Below are 26,076 nucleotides of genomic sequence, written 5' to 3'. Positions count from 1 at the left end.
TTTTAGCGATTTGCAAAAAAATCAGTAAATTCGACCGCTTGTATTAGCCTGCCTTAAGGCTTTCTCTCGCGGTTTTGCCGAATGCTCGTTTATATTCACGGCTGAATTGCGGTAGGCTGTCATAACCTACCTGATAGGCAATTTCAGAAATGGTCTTCGTACCGGTTTTCAGTAAGCGATGTGCTTGTGCTAAGCGCAGATTCTTTTGATATTGCAACGGGCTCATACCCGTAAGCTGGCGAAAATGTGCATAAAAACCGGAACTGGACATACCGATGCTCGTACTTAATTCTTCTACATTAAACGGCTGGTTATAATGCTGATTCAGCCATTCAACCGCACTTGCTACTCGCTGGGTATTTGAGCCTTGGGTCGCAATTTTTCGTAATAATCCTCCCTGTTCACTACACAGTAAACGATAGATGATTTCTTGTTGTAATAACGGATAGAGAATCGGTATGTCATTTGGTGAATTGTGTAAATCAATTAAACGGCATAAAGCGTCTTCCAAAGCAGGAGAGAGCTGACTGAGCGGTTTTTTGCCCGAAAAAGAAGGAAAAGCATAATCTTGGCTAAGTAAAGCTTCGGTTAATTGCTGAAGTTGCTCCGGCGGCAGGTAAAAGCGTAAATCAATATAAGGCTGTTCTGGTGTTGCCTGATAATGCGCGAGAATAGGCATATCTACCGCATAGCAAGCAAAATCACCTGCCCGATATTGGTAATGATATTCACCGATTTGCACTTCTTTTGAACCTTGCAATACGACTGAGAAGCCGGATTTTTCAATTTGAATTACATCTCCGCCGGTTTTATTGGTGTGAAAAATATGAAAATCAGGCAGCAATGTTTCAAAAGTATGATGAAATTTTTGAGGGTCAATTAATGGTTTAACTTTTTCGAGTAATTTCATTTTTATAGAATTGTGCAAAAACTTTGGTGGTTTATGCTAACACTAAAATTAGCAGATTTCTATAATGTAGCCATCCGTAACCAATAGGGAGGGAATAAAAATGAATCAACAACAAATTGCAAATCTCGTGCAAGCGCAACGAGATTTTTTTAATAGTAACGCAACCAAGCCGTTAGCGTTTCGCAAAGCGCAATTACAGCGCTTAAAAGCGATGTTAATTGAAAATGATCAGGCAATTTTAACGGCGCTTTTTAACGACCTAAATAAACCGGAATCGGAAGCCCGTTTAACCGAAATCGATATGCTCGTGCATGAGATCGATTTTATGTTAGAAAACTTGGATGAGTTGGCGAAACCAAAATCGGCAGGGCAGTCAGAAATTACTGAAATGGTGATGGGCGCAAAAGTGGACGCACAAATTATTTATGAGCCGTATGGTGTGTTTTTAAATATTTCACCGTGGAATTACCCAATACAGCTTTCGATTTCGCCGATTATCGGTGCGATGGCGGCAGGTAATACGATTATCCTAAAACCTTCGGAATTTACCGTACATTCTTCAGCACTTTTGGCTAAATTAGTTGCGGAATACTTCGAACCGAATTACTTCACCGTAGTGGAAGGCGATGTTGCGGTAAACCAACAGCTATTGACCGAGAAATTCGACTATATTTTCTTTACCGGTAGTGTGCCGGTTGGGAAAATCGTGATGGCGGCGGCGGCAAAACATTTAACGCCGGTAACGCTGGAATTAGGCGGGAAAAGCCCTTGTATCGTGGATGAAACAGCAGATCTGAAATTAGCAGCGGAACGTATTTTATTCGGCAAGGTGTTTAATAGCGGACAAACTTGTATTGCGCCGGACTATTTATTGGTGCAAGAGAACGTAAAAGATCGTTTAGTTGAGGAGATCAGACAGCGTATCAATGCGATCTATCAGGGTAAAAATCCGACCGAGATAGCGGATCATGTTAAAGTAGTTACCCCTCGTCATTATCAACGTTTAAAAGCGTTTTTAAATGACGGACGAGTGTTAGTCGGCGGAGAATATAACGATGAAACCAGCAAACTGGCGTTTACTTTGATCGATGAAGTGAATTGGCAAAGCCCGGTAATGCAAGAAGAAATCTTCGGTTCTATTTTCCCGATGTTGACTTTTAAAACGATGAATGAAGCGATTGCTCAAGTGAAAGCAAATGCTAAACCGTTGGCGCTGTATTTATTCACGCAAGACAAAGCAACGGAAGAGCAAGTATTAAATGAAGTGTCATTCGGTGGCGGCTGTATTAATGATACCTTTATGCATGTAACACACGCCGGCTTGCCTTTTGGCGGTGTGGGTGATAGCGGTATGGGGGGGTATCACGGCGCACACAGTTTCTATGAAATGAGTCATGGAAAAAGCGTGATTAAACGCATTTAAATGATTCTTTATCTACTTGGGATAAGTAGGCAAAGAAGTATTGTATGAAATAGAAAAACATGGAAAAGCGGTCGAATTTCTTAGATTTTTTGCAAAAAATTGAGGAAATTTGACCGCTTGTTTTTTTAGATTTGTTCGGCAGTATAACCGAGCTTTTCAATCGCCTTGACCATCTGTTCTAGCGAAACATTTTCGTTCGCGATAATTTTGACTTTACGTTCTTTCATATTCGCTTTGGTTGAAATCACCCCATTAATCACACGCAATTCTTTATTAACCAAATAGACGCATAATTGGCAGTTCATTTCTTTAATATAAAAATTCACTTCTTTTTGTGCTTGTTGTTCAGCTGCTACATTGCCGTTTGGCATAGCTTCATTGGCATAAACAAGCGGTGAAACTCCGACAGAAAAAAGCAAAATAAACAGTAATTTTTTCATGCTAATAACCAAGGTAAAACAAACGGATAGCTCAAGAAAAATAGAATAATCGCAAAAGCAATCCAATATAAAATTATCAAGGTGCGGTGTGAACAATATTTGGTACAAATAATTTTGTTAGAAAACATCAGTAACCAAAAGCCGTAACCGAATGCACCAAGCGAAACGAATAATAACGGTAGTTGTAAATATTCATACTCGCTGAGACTAACCAGCCACGGTGAAGAAATACCGAACACCAGATAAACCAAAGGTGCAATACAGCATACCGTTGAGCTTACCGCCGCCACTAGAGCTGCGGTAAGTGAGGCAAAAAAGTGCTTATTTGAGTTCTTTTGAGATAAGCTCATAACCAAACTCTTTTGCATCAAATGAATTAAGCGGATCGCCGCCAACCTCAGCATACGGATAACCGAAATTGTTAATCGGGGTTAATTCCGGTTGCGGGTATAAGTCGAAATCACGTGCGTGGTTAAAGCCCATCCAGTTTGCTTCCCAGTTACCAAATAAGTATTTCGAAACGGCTTGTGTATCCGCATCATTGACCGCTTTTTTCTCGGTTAAACGCATTTTCGCCACGTCCGCTGAATCAACCGGCACCCAACCGAAACCGGCTAAATAAAATTCGGCACGGCAATGTTGTCCGCTATTTTCATTAGCGATACCGTCTTTTGCGCTACCGAAGGCGGTTTTAGAGAATTTCGACATTTTCGGTGCCGAGCCTAAACGGATGCCGAATACTTCACGTGCCGGAATATCAGACGCTCGTGCTAAAGCAACGAACACCGAGTTAATATCGGTACATTTGCCTTTTAACACACCGGTAGTCAGCATTTTTTCCACATCACCGTCACCGCAGCCTAATACGGAATTATCACGTTCCATATTTTCCACAATCCATTTATGAATCAGCTCAGCTTTTTTCAGCGGGTTGGTTTCTTTGCCGACAATTTTGTCCGCATATTGCTTCACAATTCCGTCTGTTTTGATATGCGTAGTCGGTTTGAGATACTCTTGTACATCCACCGAATAAATGATTTTTTCCGGCGGTTGATAACTGTTTAATGCACCGGTTGCCATTGGTTCACGATCTTTGGTTTGCACCACAAGTTTTACTTTTAACAAACGTTTTTGCGCTTTTTCATCCCAATTTGCGAATAGTGTTTTCGCACCATATTGGTTGTTTTCCGTGATATAGGCTTTATTGTAGTTGCCTTCAAATTCAATCGATTTGACATCTTGGTAATCATTACTGAACGGTAACGGCACCCATAAATTAGTTTCGCCTTTTGAACCTTGCGGCACAACAAGATCGTAACTTTGATTAAATTCGTAAGTATGAGTGGTGGTGTTATAACTTGGGACTTGGTCAGCGAATGCAGTCGAACTTGCCAGCAAGGTGGCTAATAGCAGTTTTTTCATGAGAGATCCTTAAAATAAACAAACTTGTTATATTTCACTCAGGATGAATGAGACGGGTGCATAATAGATCAAAACGTATAAATAGGAAAGCGTACAAATAAAAATAAGCGGTCAAATTTTGGCTGAAATTTGCAAATTTTTCGCCAAATTTAACCGCTTGTCTTTAGCGTTTTTTCTCGTTGGAATAGTGGATTCGCCATAGCATTCTGGCGTCCAGATTACTTGAGGCAATCATAGTGAGGAATACTGCCGCCCCAAAGAAAAATGCCGCATCACCGACCGAAAAGCTGAGAATTTGTCCTCGTTCCAAGAGGGACATCATTAACGCCAATACAAATAAATCCAGCATTGACCAACGTCCGACAAAATGCACGTAATGTAGCGCTTTCATTTGCCAGTGAATCGGGTGTTTCCATTTGTAATGAATCGCTAACAGCAGATATAAAATTATCGCCACTTTACTGAATGGCACGGCAATACTTGCAATAAATACGATCGCCGCCACACTGTAGCTGCCCATACTGATAAAGGTGAGTACCCCTGAAAATAAGGTATCGGCAGAAACCGAACCGGCTAATCCGGTTGCGGAAATTGGCAACGTATTTGCCGGAATCATCATCACTACACCCGCTAATAAACACGCCCACACTCGTTGTAATTTTATGCTATCCGGAATGGCTAAGTTGCTTTCGCAGCGAGGGCAACGCTGGCGACCTTTTAAATCGACAATCTTTTCATCGAACGTATATTCGCACGTTGGGCATAACGAAGGATGAGTTGGATAGCCTTTCGGAAGCAGGTGGTATTCGGGATAGAAATATGCCCAAGCTTCTTTCGGATCGATTTTAATAAACAGCAAGGTGGTTAAAATCGTCACGATCACAAAAGCACTAAGATGAATACTAAAGCTGAGATCCGCATAATCACGAATTTTAAACGCCGCTACGGCTAATGCGACCAGATAAACGTCTAACATTACCCATTCTTGAATGCGAGATAGCAAAATCAAGGTGTAACGAGGGCGATGTCCCAGTAATTTTTGGAGCCTGATTGTCAGCACTAACATTGCAAACGAAATCGGAAACACGACAGAACAGAGCAAGACCATAAATGCAGTGTAAGGATAGCCTTCAGTCGCCATTTTCCAAACCCCGCCCCATACGGTTGCGTGAATCGGCACACCGAGTAAGTCGATACTCATTAACGGAAAAGTGAGTGCAAAGGGTAATAAAATTAAAATCGCTAAGGCGATAATTGAACAACGGCGTAAGCTCCAACTATTCGCCGGGCGTAGTACGTCGTGGCAATTGGGACAAACGGATATTTGAAACGGCAGATCTTGCGGCACTTCTACCACCGTTTCACATTCCGGGCATTGCTGTAAAGTTATCTTATTTATTTTCATCTATTTTCCTATTTTTTAGGAGTGCTATTTTCTACTTTATGACCTGTATTGCAAGCGGTCATTTTTTATCAATAAATTACGTTGCAATTTTTGCAATTTAATGTCGCAATAATATCAATTTACGCAATATAAAAAGTCCGTATAATCGATTGCATAAAACATAACAATGTGTAAACACAACATCATAAAACAACACACTCAACATCATACATATAAATAAGGAAGCACAAAATGGCTAACTATTTCAACACATTAAACTTACGTCAAAAATTAGACCAACTCGGTCGTTGCCGTTTTATGGATCGTAGCGAATTCGCAGACGGCTGCAATTTCTTAAAAGGCAAAAAAATCGTTATCGTAGGTTGTGGTGCGCAAGGTTTAAACCAAGGTTTAAATATGCGTGATTCTGGTTTAGACATTAGCTATGCGTTACGTGCAGAAGCGATTGCTGAAAAACGTGCGTCATTTACTCGTGCAACCGAAAACGGTTTCAAAGTCGGCACATACCAAGAATTAATTCCAACCGCTGACTTAGTGATCAACTTAACGCCGGATAAACAACACTCAAAAGTGGTTGCAGATGTTGTTCCGTTAATGAAACAAGGTTCTGCATTCGGTTACTCACACGGTTTCAACATTGTTGAAGAAGGTGAGCAAATTCGTAAAGACATTACGGTTGTAATGACAGCGCCAAAATGTCCGGGTACGGAAGTACGTGAAGAATATAAACGTGGTTTCGGTGTACCGACACTTATCGCAGTTCACCCTGAAAATGACCCGAAAGGCGAAGGTATGGCAATTGCGAAAGCGTGGGCATCAGCAACCGGTGGTGACCGTGCAGGCGTATTAGAATCTTCATTCGTAGCAGAAGTTAAATCTGACTTAATGGGCGAGCAAACAATCCTTTGCGGTATGTTACAAGCAGGTTCAATCGTATGTTACGACAAATTAGTGGCAGACGGTAAAGATCCGGCATACGCAAGCAAATTAATCCAATATGGTTGGGAAACGATTACCGAAGCGTTAAAACAAGGCGGTATCACCTTAATGATGGACCGTTTATCAAACGCTGCGAAGATCCGTGCTTTTGAATTAAGTGAAGAAATCAAAGTTCAATTAAATGACCTTTACTTAAAACATATGGATGACATCATCAGCGGTGAATTCTCATCAACCATGATGGCTGACTGGGCAAACGGTGACGCAAACTTATTCAAATGGCGTGAAGAAACCGGTAAAACCGCATTCGAAAATTCACCAAAAGCAGACGGCATCAAAATTTCTGAACAAGAATACTTTGATAACGGTGTTGTAATGGTTGCAATGGTGAAAGCGGGTGTAGAAATGGCATTCGATGCAATGGTTGCAAGTGGTATCTACGAAGAATCTGCATACTATGAGTCATTACACGAATTACCGTTAATCGCAAATACGATCGCTCGTAAACGTTTATACGAAATGAACGTGGTAATTTCGGATACGGCAGAATACGGTAACTACTTATTCTCTCATGTTGCAACGCCAATTCTTGCAGAGAAATTAATCCCGATGTTACAAAAAGGTGACTTAGGTGAACCGACACCGGCTGCTGAAATCGACAACGTTTACTTACGTGATATCAACGATGCAATCCGTAACCATCCGGTTGAATTAATCGGTCAAGAGTTACGTGGTTATATGACAGATATGAAACGTATTTCATCGCAAGGTTAATTAAATATTATAAAGAGCCTACTTCGTAAGAAGTGGGCTTTTTGTCTTTTTGCTTTTGCAAAAAATTAGGAAAAAATGACCGCTTGTTAGCGGTTTTAATAACATAAAAGGATATTAGGAATGAAAAGATTAAAATTATCAGCTGTGTATTCAGCATTATTTGCAGGTGGGCTATTCGTTTATACAGACAGTGCGATGGCGATGGAATGTAAGACGGAACTAGATTCTATTACAGGTCAATCTAATGCGGTTTTAAATCAATGTAAGATGGATTTAAGCGGCTATACACCCATTGTGACAAACTCTACATTAACCATTAGCGATAGTACGCTCGGTCGCTCAGTATCACCTGCTTCCGAATTCGATTCTCCTACTTTTTCAACCATTCTCTATACAGACAATTCAACCGTTAACGTTAATAACAGTACTTTATCGGTCACGGCATCGAATGATTATGGACAGCATGTTATTCAAGCTAGAAACAAATCTGTAATAAATATTTCCAATAGTGATTTATTAACTCAAGCTGAGGTAGGGGGAACGGTTAGTCTTGATAGTTCTAGCGGTTCAATAACGAACAGTAATCTCACCACACTAGGTGGGGATTCAGCGGTTCTTGTTGAAAAGTCATCTCTCACAATTGAAGGCAGTAAGCTTACAGCAGGTTCAGAGGCTGATGCCATTTCATTTTCCGGTACGAATAACACGGTGACGGTCAATAATTCGACAATGAGCAGCGGAACTATGCTCGGTTCATGGTGGAATGGACGAGCAGGTACTGAGTACGGTAGTTTGAAGCTAACGTTAAATAATACGACCGTGACCTCAGATGTACTTGCTTGGGGGGCGGATAGTGAAGATGATTTTGGTTTAACAGCGATTGAGAATATTGATCTCCAAGCAACGGATTCAACTCTTGGTGGCGCAATGGTTATCCCAAATAACAACACAACTTACAACGTTACCCTGGCAAATTCTAACTGGGATGTTCCTGTTGTTGCTATAGATGGAACAACTTATGAAAGCTCAGTGAGTAATTTGAGTTTAACAAACAGTACGATAAACCTCGGTAAAGCAGAGGGCTTCCAAACATTTACGATTGGTAATTTGTCTGGTACAGGTAGCTTTACTCTCAATTCAGATTTAGCTAATCAACAAGCGGATAAAATTGTGGTAACCGGAGACGATAGCGGAGAATTTGGCTTAAATGTTAAAGACTCGGGTAATGAACCAAAATCGGCGAATGGTAAGGTAACATTAGTTGAAACCCAAACAGGTAAGGCGAAATTTGCTTTATTAGGGCGTGATTATGTTGATGCCGGCGCATATCGTTACCGCCTAGTAAAAGACGGTAATCATTGGCTTCTGTCAAATAATGCCGCAGAACGCACAACTGCAAGTAACAGTACACCGCCGGCTGTAAATAATTCGACAAATTCGACCGCTTCTCCAACCGTGCCGGTTTCTCCGGTTGTTGTGCCAGCGTTAAATCCGACAACAGCAAACCATGAAGTGATGCTAAGTGAATATTCGAATGCGTTAGTCTCATTACGTCAGGCTCAGCTTTTATTAGTGGAAAATAGCTTAGAAGGTTTACATAAGCGCTTAGGTGAATTAAAGCAAGGTGAAAAAGGCAATGTTTGGGTGCGTAATGCAAATAGTCGTAATGAATTAGATGCTATGCAGGTTGCGGAAAATGCGCATTCATCCGGCTTTAAACAAGATATTCATACGCTTCAAATTGGTACGGATGCTGCGGTAACAGATAATATTCGTGTCGGTGGTTTTGTCGGAAATTCACGTTCAGATCTAGAATTTGGTGGTGAATATGGCTCGGCGAAAGTGAAAGCACAAGCCGTGGGTGCATATGCGACCTATTTGGCGAATAATGGTTTCTATTGGGATAATGTCGCAAAATACGAGCGTATTACGGCAAAATCTAATCAGACTGGTAAACGCCATTACAATGCGCATACGCTTTCGAGCGAAATCGGACGTATTCATACATTAGGTCGTTGGACAATTACGCCACAGTTACAAGCCGCTTGGACGAAACTTTCAAGCAAAGCGGATGAAGACGGCATTTCCGCGTTAACTGCAAGAGCAGGCGTGCGAGTCACAAACCATCTTGATTTTGCCGGTTGGAAGCTTGAACCTTATGCAGAACTAAACGGCATTACCACTCGTACCAATCAGAATGCAGTGCGAGTAAATCAATATAGTTTTGATGTAGCGGAGACCAAAGGTCGAATTGAAAGCACTATCGGTGCGAATGCGGTGGTAGGCAATCATCGTATCGGTTTAGAGGCTTCCCTAGCCAATGGCAAATACTTAGATCAACCATATAAAGTACAACTTGCTTATCGTTATCACTGGTAAGCTGGTTCCAACTGATTAAACCAAGCCCATAAGTTATGATTTAACTTATGGGCTTTTTTTTGGCAAACGTTTACTGTTTTCTTGATTTGTAAAAATAACAGTAATTTACAAAAGTGGTGTAATTAATCATCTGAAAGTGTGTCACAAATAAACATATTGAATTTAATTTACGTTAATCTTCAGTTAGTGTAAGTTTTAGATAAGAATAATAATGGATATTTGCACATATGAAACAGATAAAGCATTTTACACTTGCAAGCCTATTAGTGAACTCTTTTTTTATTCCGAGCATTACATATGCAATGGAAGAAAATATTCTTGTAGAAGATAAATCACTTACAGAAGAAAGAAGAGAACAGCATAGACTTCAGGAACAACAAATTCGTTCTCAACTTGAGAAAGCTAATCATTTTCTTAATTCGGAAGACGAACCGCAGAAAGTATCAACTGATATATTAGCTCCAGCAACTGGGCCGGCTTTTCTTATTAAACAGGTTGACATTGATTTTGCCGGTAAACCTAATGATTTGAATTTTGAGCCGATTCTTACAAAATATCAAAATCAGGAACTTACAAGCGGTCATATTTTTGACCTTATTCGCGAATTAACCGGTGAGCTTTACCAAAAAGGATATGTGACAAGTGCTATTAGTATTAAAGATCCTGATATTAGCCAAGGCAAACTTTCATTACTGATTAACTGGGGCTTTGGGAATAGGTTTCTAGTTAATGGGGAAGAACCGACTTACTGGAAAGATAAGGCGATGTTACTGACTTTGCCAAGTATCAAAGATAAACGCATTAATATCCATCATATCGATCAAATGGTCGAAGTCCTTAATCAAAATAATAAACACGCCAAAATAAGTATTTTAGCCGATGAACAGGACGGTTATTCAAATCTAAATGTTTTACTTGCCCGAACAGCATTGCCGAGTTTCTCACTGGGATTTAATAATTCAGGTGCAGAAAATAATGCAAATGGACGCAATCAAATCTCATCATCGCTTACATATAGCGATTTACTTGGACTAAACGAAACATGGAGCTTCTCCGGTTCTTATCGTTTATACAAGGATAGAAAACATAATTCATTAAAGAATTATTCTTTAAGTTACAGCCAACCATTAGGTTTCTATACGTTAGAACTTAAAAGCTCAGCTTCTGATTATGATAAACGTATTCAAGGTATTTTTAACAGCTACGATTCGGATGGGCAAACCTATACTCACGGTATCAAATTATCTCGCTTATTTTCTCGTTCTAAAGAATATATTTTTACGGGATATAGCCAGTATGAATACAAGCAACGTAAAAGCAGTTTAATTGGACGTAGAATCGGTGACCATCGATATTCAACACTTACATTTGGACTTTCCTATACCACGAATTTATTTGGAGGAAAACTTTATTCGGATCTGAATTATCTACAAGGTATTGGTTGGTTTAGAGGCGAGAAGAATGCGTATAGTAAAAACAATGAAGAGAAATTCGTTAAAGTTTTTTCTTCTAGTATTACGTGGAATAGATATTTTTCACTAGGTAATCAACAGTTTAACTATACAGCTAAAACTGCATTGCAATATGGCCCACGAAGAAGTGATTCTCTGAATCATTTTACTATTGGAGATGAATATACCGTAAGAGGTTTTAAAGGTGGAGTCAGCTCTGGAGAAAATGGAGGCTATTTTTCACAGACTTTAAATATACCTTTCTATATTAACAAGTTATATGTGAAGTCAATTACTCCTTATGTTGGATTTGATATCGGCCGAACTTATTCAAAATTAGGAGATAAAAAAGAAGTAATTTCTGGTGCTACATTGGGTTTAAAAGCCCAAATCGGAAATGCTTCACTGAATACTGCGTATTCAAAACCGTTAAATCGTTTAGATATTAACAATAAAAATCGTAAGGGAGTTCTCTATTTCAATATGAATGTGAACTTTTAAGAAAAAGGAGATTAACTATGAATAAACATCGTTATAAACTCATTTTTAGTAAAATGCTAAAATGTTTAATTCCGGTGTCGGAAAATATTAAATCAGCAGCAGGTAAGTCGCCTTCATCAGTAAATGGCGAAATCAAAGCCAATGCTGCAACGATTTCCGAACTTAAAAGCCAATTATCACCGCTGTCGATATTGGTAAATAATGTTCTTTCACCAACCAAAATTGTGATTACACGAGCAGCGCTCACAGCATTGTTCAGCCAAGTGTTACTTGCGCCTTTTGCGCTTGCAACACCGGATGCGATTGTTGATCCTGCATTCCAAGATAAAACACAAATCAAGCAGTTAGATAATAAAACTATTATTGTAGATATTGCTAACCCAGAACATGATGGTGTTTCAGATAACCGTTTCCAACGTTTTAATATACCGAACAGTGCGGTATTTAATAATAACTTTAATAAAGACGGTAAATCTCAAATTGTAGGTGATATTGAGCGTAATAAAAATTTAACCTCAGGTGAAGCCAGAACAATCCTTAGCCAAGTAACAGGTAAAGAGCAATCAACCTTACGTGGCGGTTTAGAAGTTTCTGGTGGAAAAGCCGATCTTTTAATTATTAACCCTAATGGTGTGACATTAAATGGTGTGCAAGCTATAAATAGTAATCGCTTAACCGTTTCGACTAGTAATGTAATTGATCCGAAAAATGGGCTTAATCTAGATGTCGGACAAGGTAAAATTCTGATTGATAGCAATGGTGTGGCAACAGACGGCTTAGCCTATTTTGATATCGTTTCTAAAACGATTGAATTAAAAGGTGCTGTTAAGTCAAAAAATAAAGAAACGGATGTTCGTTTGCTTGCCGGTGGAAGTAAGTATGACGTTAAAAATCGTACTTTCCAAAGTAAAGGGAATTTAGCCAATAAACCGGGCCAAGACATTGCCATTTCTGGTAGTGATTTAGGTGCAATGAATGGTCGCAATATTGAATTAATTACAACGGACTTTGGTGCGGGGGTATCGCATAAAGGCGCATTAACTTCTCGAGAAAATATTCGTATTTCAAGTTTAGGTCATATTGAATTAGGTGGTCCGGCTAAAGCAGGTGAAAAATTTGATGCTCAAACTTTAGGTAATATCAATGTCGGCAATGCAGTATCTGCTAAAAATGTTAATTTAGATTCTTCAGGCAATTCCATTACGCTTTCTAAAAAAGCGCAAATAAACGCGCAAGAACAGGCGACCTTAACAGCCAAAGATAACATTACATTAGGCAATGGCACATCAATTGCTAGCAAGCACGGTAAGCTTAAAGCAGGTAACAATTTAAAAACAGAGAAAGATAGTAAAATTTCTGCTTCTGAAACATTAACCTTAGATTCTACTAATGCTCAATTAGCCGGTGTAATTAATGCGAATAAAGCAACCCTAACTTTCGATAGCTTCAAAAATACGGGTAATATTACAACTGAAGATGAACTCAATATTACGACAGATTCGTTATACGACAACCAAGGTAATTTAGTAAGTAATAACAACGCTAAAATTCAATTTGGTAAAAACCGTGATAAAGATTTTAATTCTAAAAAGCACAAATTAGCTCAAACTAAAAACAATCTTATTGTTTTAGGTCGCAATGCACATATTGAGAAAAACTATGATGTAGAAAACTTCGGTAAGATTAAGTTTGGTTTTACCAATAATTTTACTAATGAAGGCGCTATTTTAAGTAACGATGGTATTAGTGTTGCAGCCGATGAAATTGATAATAAAGGTTTTATTGGGGCAAAAAATATTGTGAATTTATTTGCCGGAAAACATATTACCAACCAAGCTAGTGGATTTGTACATTCAGAAAAAGGTGATATTAATTTAAATGCGCCGTTCTATGTATTCAACTATGGCGTTCTTTCTGCTGGCCATGATGTAAATGTATATTCGCATAAATTCCAAAACCGTACGGTATTAGCAGGTAATCCGCGTTTTAGTTTAGATCAAAAATACCGCCAGCTAAATGATTACACTTATCGTCAAAGAGGTTCAACTTATGACACTTATACCTTTAAATTCCTAAAAGGGCTTAACCAATTCGATTTATCTGATTTAAAAACACAATCGGTAGGTCGAGTTAAAGCGGGCCATGGGTTTAATTTCTATCAAGATTTTGATACTAACTGGAAATCAAAAGAAATTGATGAGTCAGTGAAGGAAAAATTCCGTCATTTAGCAGAAGATGCGGATCTGGCGGGGATTGTAACCCAAACTAAGGTAAATGCACCTGACGGTGATTATAACTTCCTTAATCAAGGCATAATTAATACACAGAATAATCTGACCGTGTATGCAAATAAAGGATTAAATGATGGAGCATCAAAACAGCTTAGCGTTCAACAATATTTCAAGCAAGGAATACCATTTTATTTAGAACATTTCCGCGAATGGCATGGAATCCCAGTTCCGTTGACTTATGCACATTTTTTAGACTTTAGCTCATTAGATGAGTTTTTTGATTCTATTATAGATGGCAAACAAATATATGATATTAATCCGCTCGGTGTCTTTAAGGCATTAGCTAAAGTAGATGATCCTACATTCCAAAAAATGATGTCCGCAGTATTCGGTCCAGACTGGAAAGGTACTACTTATGAGTCATATCATAATTTAGTTAGCAGATGGAAAGCATTTAAAGAAAATCCAAATAAAGCACCGGTACAGAGCTTCTATGGTAACCAAAAAGCACTTCTCTTGTCAGGGAATGTTGATTTAAATATCCAAGATTTAGGCAATGGTAATAATGCGGATAAAGGTACTTATGATCAAAAACAAGAGCTAGATATTGGTAAGCATAAACTTGAGATTGATCAAGGCAACTTTAAACCTTTGGAATTTGAGAAACGTGAAGATAACGACATTGATACGGAAACGTTAGAAGAGTTGCTCAATAATCCATATATTTTTGTGCCGAAGCCACAACCTAAACCTAATGTACCTAAAGTACAGCCAGATGTGTCGCCAAAAACACAGCCGGATGTAGCACCAAAGGCTGATATGCCAAAAACACAACCGGATACGACACCGAAGGCTCAGCCGGATGCACCGAAAGCGCAACCTAAGTCAGATGGCAATCGTACACTCAATAATTTATATCAAACACGTGCGGGTTATATTAATCAAGACGAGTATTACGGTATAAAACACTTCTTTGATAAGGTTAAGCCGGATGATCATAATGATTATAACGTTATTGGAGACAACTATTTCCAACATCAGTTGATTACTCGCTCACTTGAGAAAAAAATTGGTAATTACTATCAACGAACCAATAAATTGACGGATAAAGAAGCTGTTGGCAAATTAATGGATAATGCGAAAGCGGAAGCTGAAAAGCTAGGGCTAGAAATTGGTAAACCGTTAACAGATGCTCAACGTGCAGCATTAAAATCCGATATTATCTGGTATGTAAAAACTAAACTGAATGGCCAGGAAGTATTGATTCCGCAAGTTTATTTATCTAAACAGACAATAGCTGATGCGGAAAAAGCTCAAGGTTCAGGCAGTGGCTCAATTGTGGCAGATAATACCAAAGTTCGTTCAGAGGATTTCTATAATGCCGGTCAAGTTTCTTCAAGTGAGAAAAATGATATAAAAGCTGAAAATAAAGTCATTAACCATGGCGGCAGCATTTCAGGTAAGAACAACCGTATAGAGGGTAAACGAGGCATTGATTCAACATCAAAAAGTTATATTGATGATAAGGGTAATCAAATAGCTGAGAAAAATGCACATATTGAAGCAGAAAAACATAACTCTTTAATTACAGATAAAGATGCAGATATTAATCTTAAAAATTCTGTAACCGAATCTAAAACGAGTTATGTTCATACCCGAGATCTCAACTTAAAAGATCAACATACGGTTAAATCTGAAAGCAAAACTGAAGATCTACATGCTAAAAGTGGTCGAGTAATCGGAGGTAAAAATACGACGACTAAAGAAGCTACTTCAGAAGGTGCGAGCTTTAAAGCCGGACACTCTCATCTTGCTGTTCACCGTAACTTCAACCAGGAAGGTAGCGATTATGAATCGGATAAAACAACCGGTGTTGTAAAAGGTAAATATGATACCAAAGCAGGTAAAAATATTAGCCATACCGAATCTGTTGAATCGACAATATCGCTTGGTAGTGATGTTTCCGGCGGATTTGGCGGATATTCTTTCAAAGCTGGTTATTCAGATGATGAAGGAACAACAGTAAAAACCGATACAAATAGTTCACAAAGTAATTTACAAGCTCAAGGCTCATTAACCTTTAAAACCGAGCGAAATAAACGTACTGAACTTACCCATCGTAATAGTACCTTTAAAGCCAATAAAGGTAAATTGAATGTGTTAGGTGAGGCTAATATTGGTGGGGTTGACATTAATGCCGATCCAAATGGTCCGGGAGAAGATAATGCTCAGGATCAAGCTAATGACAATACTGCACAAACTTCGCAGAATAGTGCTGCAAATCCAAATGCAACTGGAGGTACTGCGAAAAAAGTAGGTAAACCAAAATTACCGAGAAAACTCACTGAACAAGAAATCAATGAGAACTTTAAAGAGAAAGATGAATCGTTTTATGAAGAGGAAGCAAAAAAATCAGAAACAGATAATTCCGGTTTCCATTTAGTTGCGAAGAAAATCACTTCAGAAAAACAGAAGAATGAAATAGATGAAGAAAGTCAATCATCTTCATTATCTCTTCAGGTACAAGGTAATGTTGGATCAGGCGCTTTATCTGCTGCATCTAATGCAGTGAAGGGCATTCGTGAGCAAGATAATGGCAAATTGGCAAGCCCATCTAAAGCGTTACAACATGCAAGTGATGCTTTTAAAGCGGCTACCGGTCCATTAGTGAATGGCTCTGTAGGTGCTTCAGTACGTTCAGAATATAAAGAGTCACAAAGTAATACGAAAAGCGATAACCGAACTCGACTTGGCGGTAAAACAACACTTGTCGCTCAAGACGGTGATGTAGATTTAACTGCTGTAGATACGGATAGCAATTCAGACTTAACGACTAAAGCAAGCGGTTCAGTTAACTATAATGCAGGTAAAACTGAGACAACAAAAAGTTCTACACAGCGCAATGCAGGTGTTAGTGCAAGTGTAGGCGGTGCATGTACAGTTGCAGGTTGCTTTGCAAACGGTTCTCTTGGTGTAAGTGGCGGCTATAAATCATCAAATGAGTCATCTACAACATATCAAAACTCTAAATTCAGAGGTAAATCACATAAAGTTGAAGCTGGTGGTGATTTTAACTTGAATGGGGCGAATGTTGACGCAGACAAAGTTGATTTGAACGTACAAGGTAAAACTCGGGTAAATAGCTTGCAAGATACCAAAACTGAAAAACATCATTCTTTTGATGCTAACTTGAGTTTAACTGGTTCATTAAATTCAAATGGGTTTGAAAATCCGGGAATTCGAGCTGGTATTGGTGGAGGCTTCGGTAGTGAATCTAAAGCAAAAGTTGGTGAAAAATCAGGTATCTCTGCAAATCAATTATCCGGACAAATCAATGATTTAGAAACATCAGGTGGATATGTCGTTGATAAAACAAATAGTGGTGGTTTAACCGTAAATGGTGATATTACCAGTAAGACTTTAACTGACCACCATGATAAAGGAGGTTATACAGGTGGAGCAACGTTAGGCTTTAAAGACGATTATTCATTATCACAAGCGATCGTATCTGGCGGCCAAGAAGATCAAGTACACTATAAATCTGAACATGGCTCAGCGATATCAGGTATTACTCATCTTGGTAAAAAAGAAGGTAACATTACCGATTCTGTAGATAAAACAGAAAAAGTATTGCGTGATGATAAAATCCAAGGCGGTAAATTTGATTTTGATGTCCTCAAACTCAAAAAGGAGAGAGAGTCATTGACCAAAAAACCGAAAAAAGAAGAGTCAGAAACAGCAAATAGAAGTGCAGATAATTCGGCACGCCCTCGCTTAGAACGCTCAGCTAGTACGCCAACGCCTCAGGCAGAACGACCAACGTTAAATCGTTCGAATTCTGCAAGTGGTAATTTATCTTCGGATCGTACCGCTTCAAGAGGACAGGTGGAAAATGGAAGTAATCGACCGCAATTGAATCGCTCTCTTAGCACTCCTGAAAGAGGAAATGCAGATACAGCTTCAAGAGGACGCTCAAATTCTACAGGAGGTATTGCTTCTCCTAGAGAACAACGCTCTCCTCAAGCTCAGGCAAACAATAACGTTACGCCACCAAGAGGAAATGCCGTTCCGACACCAAGAGGTCGCTCAGATTCATTTGCAGGTACAGGCGGTGATCGCCCAACACCGAGAGCACGTTCAAATTCAGTTGGAAATGAACCATCTCAGCCGTTTGCGAAACCGACTCCGCAAGTGAATAATAATGCGGCGCCGACACCGGCTCCACGTGCACGTTCAAATTCATTTGCAGGTACGGACGGTGATCGCCCAACACCGAGAGCACGTTCAAATTCGGTCGGAAATGAAGCGTCTCAGCCGTTTGCGAAGCCGACTCCGCAAGTGAATAATAATGCGGCGCCGACACCGGCTCCACGTGCACGTTCAAATTCATTTGCAGGTACGGACGGTGATCGGAATGAAGCGTCTCAGCCGTTTGCGAAGCCGACTCCGCAAGTGAATAATAATGCGGCGCCGACACCGGCTCCACGTGCACGTTCAAATTCATTTGCTGGTACGGAAAGTGATCGTCCAACGCCGAGAGCACGTTCAAATTCGGTCGGAAATGAAGCGTCTCAGCCGTTTGCGAAGCTGACTCCGCAAGTGAATAATAATGCGGCACCGACACCGGCTCCACGTGCGCGTTCAAATTCATTTGCTGGTACGGAGAGTGATCGTCCAACGCCGAGAGCACGTTCAAATTCGGTCGGAAGTGAAGCGTCTCAGCCGTTTGCGAAGCCGACCCCACAGGTGAATAACAATGCGGCACCGACACCGGCTCCACGTGCAAGAGCAAACTCAGAAGGAGGTTTATCTATTGAACAACCACAACCTAGACCGAGAACGCATTCTATTAGCTAATAATTGATAGAATGACGCATATAATTAAAGCACTGCATCAAAAGATACAGTGCTTTATTTTTGTTTATTCTGGCTAGTTAAAAAGCGGTTATGTTTGCAAAAAAATCACAAATTTAACCGCTTATACGACTAGGTGATAATTAATTATTTATCGCTTATCTTGTTTCTTAGCGCCGAAGACACCTACGACAGGCTTCTCTCCGGTACTTATGTAATCGCCAATGACTTCACTTGCTTGAGGACCAAAGAAACCGCCTTTAGTTTTAATACCGTTTGATTCACCAGCAAATGTATTGTCAGTAATTTCAGCAGCTAACATAATTGGATTATTAATATCCGATTGTGGGATAATGCCTGCAAACACTTTATGATCAAAGTCAGCCGTGAATTCAGCATCTGAAATTCTTGTTGCAGAATTTAGTTCAATAGTGTTATTTGTACCACTGAATTGAATTGCCGAACCTTTATAAGTATAGATACCGTTTTTTGGTATATCTGTTGTTGCATTTACGCCTTGAGTGGTAAGGTATTGTTTTTCCAGTCCTGCATCCCATACTAGGCCCCATGCAGTATAGTTTTGCATATCTATATTTCGGATCATATTTCCAGCCTTAGATTCAAAGTGTCCTGTTTTTAATCCATTTGGAATTAAAGCAATGCTTTTTCCTTCTACTTGAATCCAGCCAAAATCACCTTTACTATGGCCTTTAAGATCTACAGCCTGAACATTACCTCCTGTTTCAGGTTTAGGTAAAATAAAACCGCTTCCTGCCATTACGTTATCGCTAGCAGAATGTGAATCAGTTGATGGTTTCTCATCAGTAACTGAAGCTGAAGGAGTTCGTGAAGTATTTGCAGCAGGTGCGGGTGTTGACAAATTAACTGCGGTTGGGGTTGTTTTGTTCTCTGTTGTAGAGCTTGAACTTCCGCTGCTACTCCCACAAGCAGCCACACCTAGAACCATTAATAGGGTAAGTGCAATGTTATGCTTTTTCATCAATTCTCCTTGGATATATAAGTTAAGTAAAAATTATGTAGAACATCTACCTTTACATTATATACGTAGCGATATATAAAAAAACATAATTTACAATGACATAAAGATATTCTTATCTATTAAATCATAAATTCAATCAATTCATTTTGTACAAAGAAATTGATTAGTAACGGTTGGAAATAGACTTCATCACCCACAGCAAATTGTTCTTGCCCGAATTGAGCATAACTGACGGATATTTCTATCGGTTCGTGATTTTTATGTAACACCTCTAAAAAGACAGTAGGTCCGGCAGTATGTACACGAGCTATAACGCCTTTTAGCGAATTTTCTTTATGCGTTTTGCTAATGGCAATTTCGTGCGGACGAACATAGACCACCACATCATCAGCGGCATAACATTGTTCAATTGGCTTTTTAAACGTATCAATATGTAATACGCTGTCTAAAATATAACCGTGTAAAATATTCACATCGCCCAAAAAATTTGCCACAAATGCACTTCTCGGTTGTTTATAAACCTGTTCCGGTGTACCGATTTGCTCGATTTGTCCTTTATTCATCAGAATGATTTTATCCGCAACTTCCAATGCTTCATCTTGATCGTGAGTCACAAAAATACTGGTGAGGTTAATTTCATGATGAAAATCACGCAACCAACGGCGCAAATCTTTACGCACTTTCGCATCTAAAGCGCCGAACGGTTCGTCTAACAGCAACACTTTCGGCTCGGTTGCGATCGCTCTTGCCAAGGCAACACGTTGACGCTGACCGCCAGAAAGCTGATCAGGATAGCGTCCGCCGATATGTTCCAGCTGAATCAGCTCCAAGAGATTTTTAACTTTCGTTTGAATTTCCGCTTCGGATAAACGTTCTTGTTTTGGCTTCATTCGTAAGCCGAAAGCAATATTGTCGGTAATCGTCATATGGCGAAATAGGGCATAATGTTGAAATACAAAGCCGATATCCCGTTCTTTCGCCGATAACTGAGTCACATCGCAATCATCAAATAAAATTTGACCGCTTGTTGCGGTTTCCAGCCCGGCAATAATGCGTAACAACGTGGTTTTTCCGCAGCCGGATGGCCCGAGTAAGGCGGTCAATTCACCATTTTGAATACTAAAATCAATATTATTGAGTGCTTGGAATTGTCCAAAGCGCTTATTAATTTGTTTAACGCTAATTGCCATAATGCCCCACTATCGTGCTAATTTCGCCTCTGTCCACTGACGAATAAATAATAAAATTAAAGATAAACCAAGTAATAAAATCGCAACTGAAAATGCCGCCACAATGTTGTATTCGTTGTATAAAATCTCGATTTGCAGCGGTAAGGTGTTAGTTAATCCCCGTATATGTCCCGATACTACCGAAACCGCCCCGAATTCGCCTAACGCACGAGCGGTACAGAGTACCACGCCGTGTAATAATGCCCATTTGATATTCGGTAAAGTGACGTGGTAGAAAATTTGCCAGCCGTTTGCGCCCAATACTGCTGCCGCTTCTTCTTCCGTTGTGCCTTGTGCTTCCATAATCGGAATCAGTTCTCGTGCGACAAAAGGCACAGAAACAAATAGGGTAGCTAAAATAATCCCCGGAATCGCATAAACAATTTGAAAATCGACCGCTTGTAAATGTGGATAAAGCCAACTTTGTGCACCGAATAACAACACGTAAATTAAGCCTGCCACCACCGGTGAAATCGAAAAAGGTAAATCAATTAAGGTAAGCAAAAGCTGTCTGCCTCTAAATTGATATTTCGTGACCGCCCAAGCTGCGGCAATCCCGAAAATGATATTCAGCGGCACGGCAATTGTTGTGGCTAATAGGGTTAGTTTTAGCGCAGCAAGCGTATCTTCCTCGCTGATTGACGCAAGGAAAAAATCCAAGCCTTTTGCCAACCCTTGTGAAATTACCACCAATAACGGTAAAAGTAGCAAAATCACAAATAGCAGAATCGCTAAGCCGATTAATAGTCTTTCAACAAGCGGTCGTTTTTTGAGTAAACTTTGCATATTTCTTCCCTTCTATTTTGCTGTCCGCTTAGCGAAGTAACGCTGAATGAGGTTGATCACAAAAATCAGTAAAAACGAAATAATCAGCATTAATACGCCAATGGTTGCCGCGCCGACATAATCGTATTGATCGAGTTTTGACATAATCACCAGCGGTAGGATTTCGGTTCTAAACGGCAAATTACCGGAAATAAACACGACCGAACCGTATTCGCCGATGCCTCGTGCAAAAGCGAGGGTAAAACCGGTAATCCAAGCTGGTAAAATTGCCGGAAAAATCACGTAACGAAAAGTCTGAAAAGCATTTGCTCCCAAAATCGAAGCTGCTTCTTCCACATCCTTCGGTAAGTCTTCCAGCACTGGTTGTAGCGTGCGAACCACAAAGGGTAAAGTGACAAATAAAAGTGCTAATGTAATGCCCAGTGAACTGTAAGCGATTTTGGTTTCAAAAAATTGCCCGATAATACCGTTACGAGAATAAATTGCCGTGAGTGCAATACCTGCTACTGCGGTTGGTAAAGCAAACGGCATATCAATAAACGTATCCATTAAACGTTTGCCCCAAAACTGATAACGCACCAACACCCACGCTAGCAATAAGCCGATAAAACTATTTAGTAATGCGGCACTGAAGGCACTTTTGAAAGACAAGCCTAATGCCAATAATAACTGTCGGCTGGTAATCAATTTGAGAAATTGCTCGGCAGAAATTTGGGCGGAGAAGATAAATAATCCGGCGAGCGGAATCAGTACCACAAGGCTTAAAAATGTGAGTGTATAGCCTAACGAAAGATTAAAACCAGGAATAATTCGAGTTTGCTGCATAACATTTCCTTAGCCTATTTATTGATAAATTTTTTCTAACATTTGATCGAAGATCGCACCGTCATCAAAAAATTTCGGCTGAATCAAGCCCCAACCACCGCCAAAAACTTCGTGCATCGTTAATAATTTCAGATCCGGAAACTGTTGGCGAAATTCTGCCAAAATTTGACCGCTTGCAGGGCGATAATGATGTTTGGCAATCAGGCGTTGCACCGCTTCGCTATACAAATAATTCAGATAAGCTTCCGCTTGTTTACGAGTGCCTTTTTTATCTACCACCTTATCCACTAAAGCGACCGGCGGTTCAGCCACAATCGAAACTTTCGGCGTGATAATTTCAAACTCCTCGCCACCTTCTTCCTGCAAGGCAAGATAAGCCTCGTTTTCCCAAGCAAGTAAAACATCGCCCAAGCCACGTTGGATAAAACTCATCGTCGCTCCTCTTGCGCCGGTATCTAATACCGGCACTTGTTGATAAAGCTGGGTGACAAATTCCAGCGCTTGCTGTTCCGTGCCGAAATGGTGCTTAGCGTATGCCCAAGCGGCTAAAAAATTCCATCTTGCTCCGCCGGACGTTTTTGGATTCGGTGTAATCACTTCAATGCTTGGATCACGCACTAAATCCTGCCAGTCGTAGATCCGTTTCGGATTCCCTTTACGTACTAAAAATACAATGGTCGAACTATACGGCAAACTGCGTTTGCTCAAACGCTGTTGCCAATTTGGATCGATCAGAGCTTGATGTTTATTTAACGCATCAATATCAGCGGCTAGCGCTAAGGTAACGACATCCGCTTGCAAACCGTCGATGACCGCACGAGCTTGTTTTCCGGAACCGCCGTGTGAGGTTTTCACCGTAATTTGCTCACCGCTTTGTTGCTGCCAATATTCAGTAAATAAGCGGTTATATTCTTTATAAAACTCACGTGTCGGATCATAAGAAACATTTAACAGCTCAACAGCGAATGCTTGAACAGAGAGCATTAAACAAGCGGTCAGAAAAAAGATTTTTTTTACAATCATCGTGCTAAATCCTCATATTGGCTAAAAATCTAACTGCATAATCGGCTTTAGCAAAGAACTGAAACTTTATTGATATAGCTTTATGGAATAAAAATAGGGTAGAACATCACAAATTGTTTGTTCTAAATCAAAGGACCTCAGACAAAGCTTTTAAAAATCAGCTTTATTCCAAAAGACTCTAATCTATATCCTGTTATTATTTTTCAGAATAAAAAATTTCTCTTATAACTTAATAAAACAAATCGTGGCTTGTTTTAAGCGAGTGGGGAAAATATGAATTACTTACCAATTTTTGTTGATTTAAAAAAACGACCGGTATTGGTCGTAGGGGGCGGACACGTTGCGCTACGTAAAATTAATGCTTTATTAAAAGCCGGAGCGTCAGTCAAAGTGGTAGCGGAGAAACTCCATTCCTCGCTACAAGTTTTGGTTGATGAAGGTAAAGTCGAATGGCTTGCCAAAGCATTTGAAGCGAGTCAAGTTACCTCTAGCTATTTAGTGATCGCCGCCACCGATGACAATGCCTTAAATCAGCAGGTATTTGATACGGCGGAAAGCCAACAACGCTTAGTGAACGTAGTAGATGACCAACCTCGCTGTAGTTATATTTTCCCTTCGATTATCGACCGTTCTCCGGTGCAAATTGCCATTTCAAGCGGCGGTGCAGCACCGGTATTAATTCGTTTGTTACGTGAAAAACTAGAAGCATTAATTCCACATAATTTAGGTGCAATGGCAGATATTGCGACCCGTTGGCGTTATGCGGTCAAAACCAAATTTCCTCAATTAACCCAACGCCGCCGTTTTTGGGAAAAACTGTTTACCCACCAAAGTTTTCAGCGTCTGACTGAAAATCATCAAATCGAACAAGCGGAAGCATTAGTGGATGCTGAATTACAAAACAATAATCCGGTTTTGGGCGAGGTTTCGTTAGTCGGCGCAGGGCCGGGTGATGCCGGTTTACTCACCCTAAAAGGTTTGCAAACCATTCAACAGGCGGATGTGGTGTTATATGACGCCTTGGTTTCCGAGGCAATTTTAGAATTGGTTCGCCGTGATGCGGATAAAGTATTTGTCGGTAAACGTGCCGGCAAACACAGCGTTAAACAAGATGATACCAATCAGTTATTGGTTAAATATGCCAAACAAGGTAAACGGGTGGTGCGTTTAAAAGGTGGTGATCCGTTTGTATTCGGGCGTGGCGGCGAAGAATTGGAAGTGCTTAAAGCGGAAAATATTCCGTTTAGTGTTGTGCCGGGGATCACCGCTGCATTAGGGGCGACCGCTTATGCAGGAATTCCGCTTACGCATCGTGATCATGCGCAAACGGCAATGTTTATTACCGGTCATTTAAAGCCGGACGGAAACCGACTTAAATGGGAAACGCTTGCCCAAGGCAATCAAACGCTGGTGGTTTATATGGGGACAATTAAAGCCGCTGAGCTGTCCGCCGAGTTACAAAAACACGGCAAACCGTCCGATACACCGGTAGCAATCATTAGTAACGGCACATTGCCAAATCAACAGGTGCAAACTGGTGTGCTGAGTGAATTAGCGGAACTTGCTGAAAAAGCCCCGACACCGGCATTGATTGTGATTGGCGAAGTGGTGAAATTGCAAAAAGACCTTGCTTGGTTCGGCAAAGAAGCGGTGCAATTTGTTTCGACTCAAGAAACACTTTGGCAGAAACCAACATTACAAAATAAAGAAACGCATTGGAAGCAGGCAGCGTAATAGGAGGAAGGCAATGAGTTTTTTAAGACCGAATTTATGGCAAATCCCGACTCCGAGCGAAGCGGATTTTGCAAATCTTAGTCAAAAAGAGACCGCTTTATATCAACGTATTCAACAAATTAGCCAACAGCACCGTAATGCAAAATTCGCCAGCAGCTTGGCGGTGGAAGATATGCTGATTACCGATGTAATCGCCAAAAGCCAAGCAAACATTACTGTGTTTACCTTAGAAACCGGACGTTTAAATCCAGAAACTTTAGCGCTGGTCGATAAAGTGAAAGCAAATTACCCGAATTTAAATTTCCAACTTTATTATCCTGATACGCAAAAAGCGGCGGAATATGATCGGCAAAAAGGCAAATTCGCTTTTTATGAAAGCGTGGAATTACGTCGTGATTGTTGTTTTATCCGCAAAATCGAACCGCTTAATCGAGCCTTACAAGATGCGGATGCGTGGCTAACCGGACAACGCCGAGAACAATCGGTCACTCGCACCGCACTTGCTTTACACGAACAAGATAGTGGCAGGGGCATTGATAAATATAACCCGATTTTTGATTGGTCCGAATTAGAGGTTTGGGCATATATCTTAAAACATCAAATTCCTTATAACGAACTGTATAAACAAGGTTTCCCAAGTATCGGCTGCGAGCCTTGTACCCGTCCGGTCAAAGTCGGAGAAGATATTCGAGCTGGCCGTTGGTGGTGGGAAAACAAAGACAGTAAAGAGTGTGGATTACATAAATAAAA

General features: G+C 40.2%; 17 protein-coding genes. 7 read left to right on the top strand and 10 right to left on the bottom strand.

What is annotated here, in order from left to right:
* Positions 1-43: 43 nt before the first annotated feature.
* On the bottom strand, positions 44-910 hold the full coding sequence (locus ASU1_RS07895) for an AraC family transcriptional regulator (RefSeq protein WP_014992230.1): 867 nt from the start codon (positions 908-910) through the stop codon (positions 44-46).
* 100 nt (positions 911-1,010) lie between these two features.
* Here ASU1_RS07895 and ASU1_RS07890 point away from each other — a divergent pair, with 100 nt between their 5' ends.
* Positions 1,011-2,333, top strand: a complete 1,323-nt coding sequence (locus ASU1_RS07890; RefSeq protein WP_014992229.1) for an aldehyde dehydrogenase family protein — start codon at positions 1,011-1,013, stop codon at positions 2,331-2,333.
* Positions 2,334-2,458: 125 nt separating this feature from the next.
* Here the strand turns inward: ASU1_RS07890 and ASU1_RS07885 are convergent, their stop codons facing one another.
* The 4 genes from ASU1_RS07885 to ASU1_RS07870 form a co-directional block, all read right to left on the bottom strand.
* Positions 2,459-2,773: a heavy-metal-associated domain-containing protein gene (locus ASU1_RS07885; RefSeq protein WP_014992228.1), complete on the bottom strand. Its 315-nt coding sequence runs from the start codon at positions 2,771-2,773 to the stop codon at positions 2,459-2,461.
* Positions 2,770-3,123 (bottom strand): mercuric transporter MerT family protein, encoded by a 354-nt coding sequence (locus tag ASU1_RS07880; protein ID WP_014992227.1) that lies wholly within the window; start codon positions 3,121-3,123, stop codon positions 2,770-2,772. The genes ASU1_RS07885 and ASU1_RS07880 overlap by 4 nt, the downstream gene beginning before the upstream one ends.
* On the bottom strand, positions 3,095-4,195 hold the full coding sequence (locus tag ASU1_RS07875; protein ID WP_014992226.1) for a transglutaminase-like domain-containing protein: 1,101 nt from the start codon (positions 4,193-4,195) through the stop codon (positions 3,095-3,097). Before ASU1_RS07875 ends, ASU1_RS07880 begins: the two co-directional genes overlap by 29 nt.
* Positions 4,196-4,358: 163 nt before the next feature.
* The gene (locus ASU1_RS07870) at positions 4,359-5,600 is read right to left on the bottom strand and encodes a paraquat-inducible protein A (RefSeq protein ID WP_014992225.1); all 1,242 of its coding nucleotides are present in this window, start codon (positions 5,598-5,600) and stop codon (positions 4,359-4,361) included.
* Between the two features lie 231 nt (positions 5,601-5,831).
* Between ASU1_RS07870 and ilvC the strand changes: the two genes are divergently transcribed.
* The 4 genes from ilvC (at position 5,832) to ASU1_RS07850 (ending at position 18,732) form a co-directional block, all read left to right on the top strand.
* On the top strand, positions 5,832-7,313 hold the full coding sequence (ilvC, locus tag ASU1_RS07865) for a ketol-acid reductoisomerase (RefSeq protein WP_014992224.1): 1,482 nt from the start codon (positions 5,832-5,834) through the stop codon (positions 7,311-7,313).
* A 120-nt stretch (positions 7,314-7,433) separates the two neighbouring features.
* Positions 7,434-9,692: an autotransporter outer membrane beta-barrel domain-containing protein gene (locus ASU1_RS07860; RefSeq protein WP_014992223.1), complete on the top strand. Its 2,259-nt coding sequence runs from the start codon at positions 7,434-7,436 to the stop codon at positions 9,690-9,692.
* 302 nt (positions 9,693-9,994) lie between these two features.
* Positions 9,995-11,644, top strand: a complete 1,650-nt coding sequence (locus ASU1_RS07855) for a ShlB/FhaC/HecB family hemolysin secretion/activation protein (RefSeq protein WP_162859656.1) — start codon at positions 9,995-9,997, stop codon at positions 11,642-11,644.
* A gap of 17 nt (positions 11,645-11,661) precedes the next feature.
* Entirely contained in the window at positions 11,662-18,732 is a 7,071-nt protein-coding gene (locus tag ASU1_RS07850) for a two-partner secretion domain-containing protein (RefSeq protein ID WP_039195365.1), read from the top strand.
* 148 nt (positions 18,733-18,880) lie between these two features.
* Here the strand turns inward: ASU1_RS07850 and ASU1_RS07845 are convergent, their stop codons facing one another.
* The 5 genes from ASU1_RS07845 to ASU1_RS07825 form a co-directional block, all read right to left on the bottom strand.
* A complete protein-coding gene (locus tag ASU1_RS07845) occupies positions 18,881-19,729 on the bottom strand; it encodes a transferrin-binding protein-like solute binding protein (protein WP_014992220.1) in 849 nt (282 codons plus the stop codon).
* Positions 19,730-19,848: 119 nt separating this feature from the next.
* The gene (locus ASU1_RS07840; protein WP_014992219.1) at positions 19,849-20,919 is read right to left on the bottom strand and encodes a sulfate/molybdate ABC transporter ATP-binding protein; all 1,071 of its coding nucleotides are present in this window, start codon (positions 20,917-20,919) and stop codon (positions 19,849-19,851) included.
* 9 nt (positions 20,920-20,928) lie between these two features.
* Complete coding sequence (cysW, locus tag ASU1_RS07835; protein ID WP_014992218.1) at positions 20,929-21,744, bottom strand: sulfate ABC transporter permease subunit CysW; 816 nt, start codon at positions 21,742-21,744, stop codon at positions 20,929-20,931.
* 12 nt (positions 21,745-21,756) lie between these two features.
* Positions 21,757-22,569 carry a sulfate ABC transporter permease subunit CysT gene (gene cysT, locus ASU1_RS07830; protein WP_014992217.1) on the bottom strand — a complete coding sequence of 271 codons (813 nt, stop codon included), beginning with the start codon at positions 22,567-22,569 and terminating at the stop codon, positions 21,757-21,759.
* 18 nt (positions 22,570-22,587) lie between these two features.
* Positions 22,588-23,592 (bottom strand): sulfate ABC transporter substrate-binding protein, encoded by a 1,005-nt coding sequence (locus ASU1_RS07825; RefSeq protein ID WP_014992216.1) that lies wholly within the window; start codon positions 23,590-23,592, stop codon positions 22,588-22,590.
* Positions 23,593-23,865: 273 nt separating this feature from the next.
* Between ASU1_RS07825 and cysG the strand changes: the two genes are divergently transcribed.
* Together cysG and ASU1_RS07815 are read left to right on the top strand one after the other, a co-directional pair.
* Positions 23,866-25,326 carry a siroheme synthase CysG gene (gene cysG, locus ASU1_RS07820; RefSeq protein WP_014992215.1) on the top strand — a complete coding sequence of 487 codons (1,461 nt, stop codon included), beginning with the start codon at positions 23,866-23,868 and terminating at the stop codon, positions 25,324-25,326.
* A gap of 13 nt (positions 25,327-25,339) precedes the next feature.
* Positions 25,340-26,074, top strand: coding sequence for a phosphoadenylyl-sulfate reductase (locus ASU1_RS07815; RefSeq protein WP_014992214.1), 735 nt, complete (start codon positions 25,340-25,342; stop codon positions 26,072-26,074).
* The last annotated feature ends 2 nt before the right edge of the window (positions 26,075-26,076 follow it).

Origin of the sequence: Actinobacillus suis ATCC 33415 (assembly GCF_000739435.1) — a bacterium.
Taxonomy (GTDB): Bacteria; Pseudomonadota; Gammaproteobacteria; order Enterobacterales; family Pasteurellaceae; genus Actinobacillus; species Actinobacillus suis.
The sequence above is the reverse complement of the archived record's forward strand: the minus strand, read 5'-3'. Positions and strand labels throughout refer to the sequence as shown.

Excerpts from the sequence above, each read along its gene's own strand:
- ASU1_RS07895 (WP_014992230.1), bottom strand. The coding sequence starts at position 910 with ATGAAATTACTCGAAAAAGTTAAACCATTAATTGACCCTCAAAAATTT.
- ASU1_RS07890 (WP_014992229.1), top strand. The coding sequence starts at position 1,011 with ATGAATCAACAACAAATTGCAAATCTCGTGCAAGCGCAACGAGATTTT.
- ASU1_RS07885 (WP_014992228.1), bottom strand. The coding sequence starts at position 2,773 with ATGAAAAAATTACTGTTTATTTTGCTTTTTTCTGTCGGAGTTTCACCG.
- ASU1_RS07880 (WP_014992227.1), bottom strand. The coding sequence starts at position 3,123 with ATGAGCTTATCTCAAAAGAACTCAAATAAGCACTTTTTTGCCTCACTT.
- ASU1_RS07875 (WP_014992226.1), bottom strand. The coding sequence starts at position 4,195 with ATGAAAAAACTGCTATTAGCCACCTTGCTGGCAAGTTCGACTGCATTC.
- ASU1_RS07870 (WP_014992225.1), bottom strand. The coding sequence starts at position 5,600 with ATGAAAATAAATAAGATAACTTTACAGCAATGCCCGGAATGTGAAACG.
- ilvC (WP_014992224.1), top strand. The coding sequence starts at position 5,832 with ATGGCTAACTATTTCAACACATTAAACTTACGTCAAAAATTAGACCAA.
- ASU1_RS07860 (WP_014992223.1), top strand. The coding sequence starts at position 7,434 with ATGAAAAGATTAAAATTATCAGCTGTGTATTCAGCATTATTTGCAGGT.
- ASU1_RS07855 (WP_162859656.1), top strand. The coding sequence starts at position 9,995 with ATGGAAGAAAATATTCTTGTAGAAGATAAATCACTTACAGAAGAAAGA.
- ASU1_RS07850 (WP_039195365.1), top strand. The coding sequence starts at position 11,662 with ATGAATAAACATCGTTATAAACTCATTTTTAGTAAAATGCTAAAATGT.
- ASU1_RS07845 (WP_014992220.1), bottom strand. The coding sequence starts at position 19,729 with ATGAAAAAGCATAACATTGCACTTACCCTATTAATGGTTCTAGGTGTG.
- ASU1_RS07840 (WP_014992219.1), bottom strand. The coding sequence starts at position 20,919 with ATGGCAATTAGCGTTAAACAAATTAATAAGCGCTTTGGACAATTCCAA.
- cysW (WP_014992218.1), bottom strand. The coding sequence starts at position 21,744 with ATGCAAAGTTTACTCAAAAAACGACCGCTTGTTGAAAGACTATTAATC.
- cysT (WP_014992217.1), bottom strand. The coding sequence starts at position 22,569 with ATGCAGCAAACTCGAATTATTCCTGGTTTTAATCTTTCGTTAGGCTAT.
- ASU1_RS07825 (WP_014992216.1), bottom strand. The coding sequence starts at position 23,592 with ATGATTGTAAAAAAAATCTTTTTTCTGACCGCTTGTTTAATGCTCTCT.
- cysG (WP_014992215.1), top strand. The coding sequence starts at position 23,866 with ATGAATTACTTACCAATTTTTGTTGATTTAAAAAAACGACCGGTATTG.
- ASU1_RS07815 (WP_014992214.1), top strand. The coding sequence starts at position 25,340 with ATGAGTTTTTTAAGACCGAATTTATGGCAAATCCCGACTCCGAGCGAA.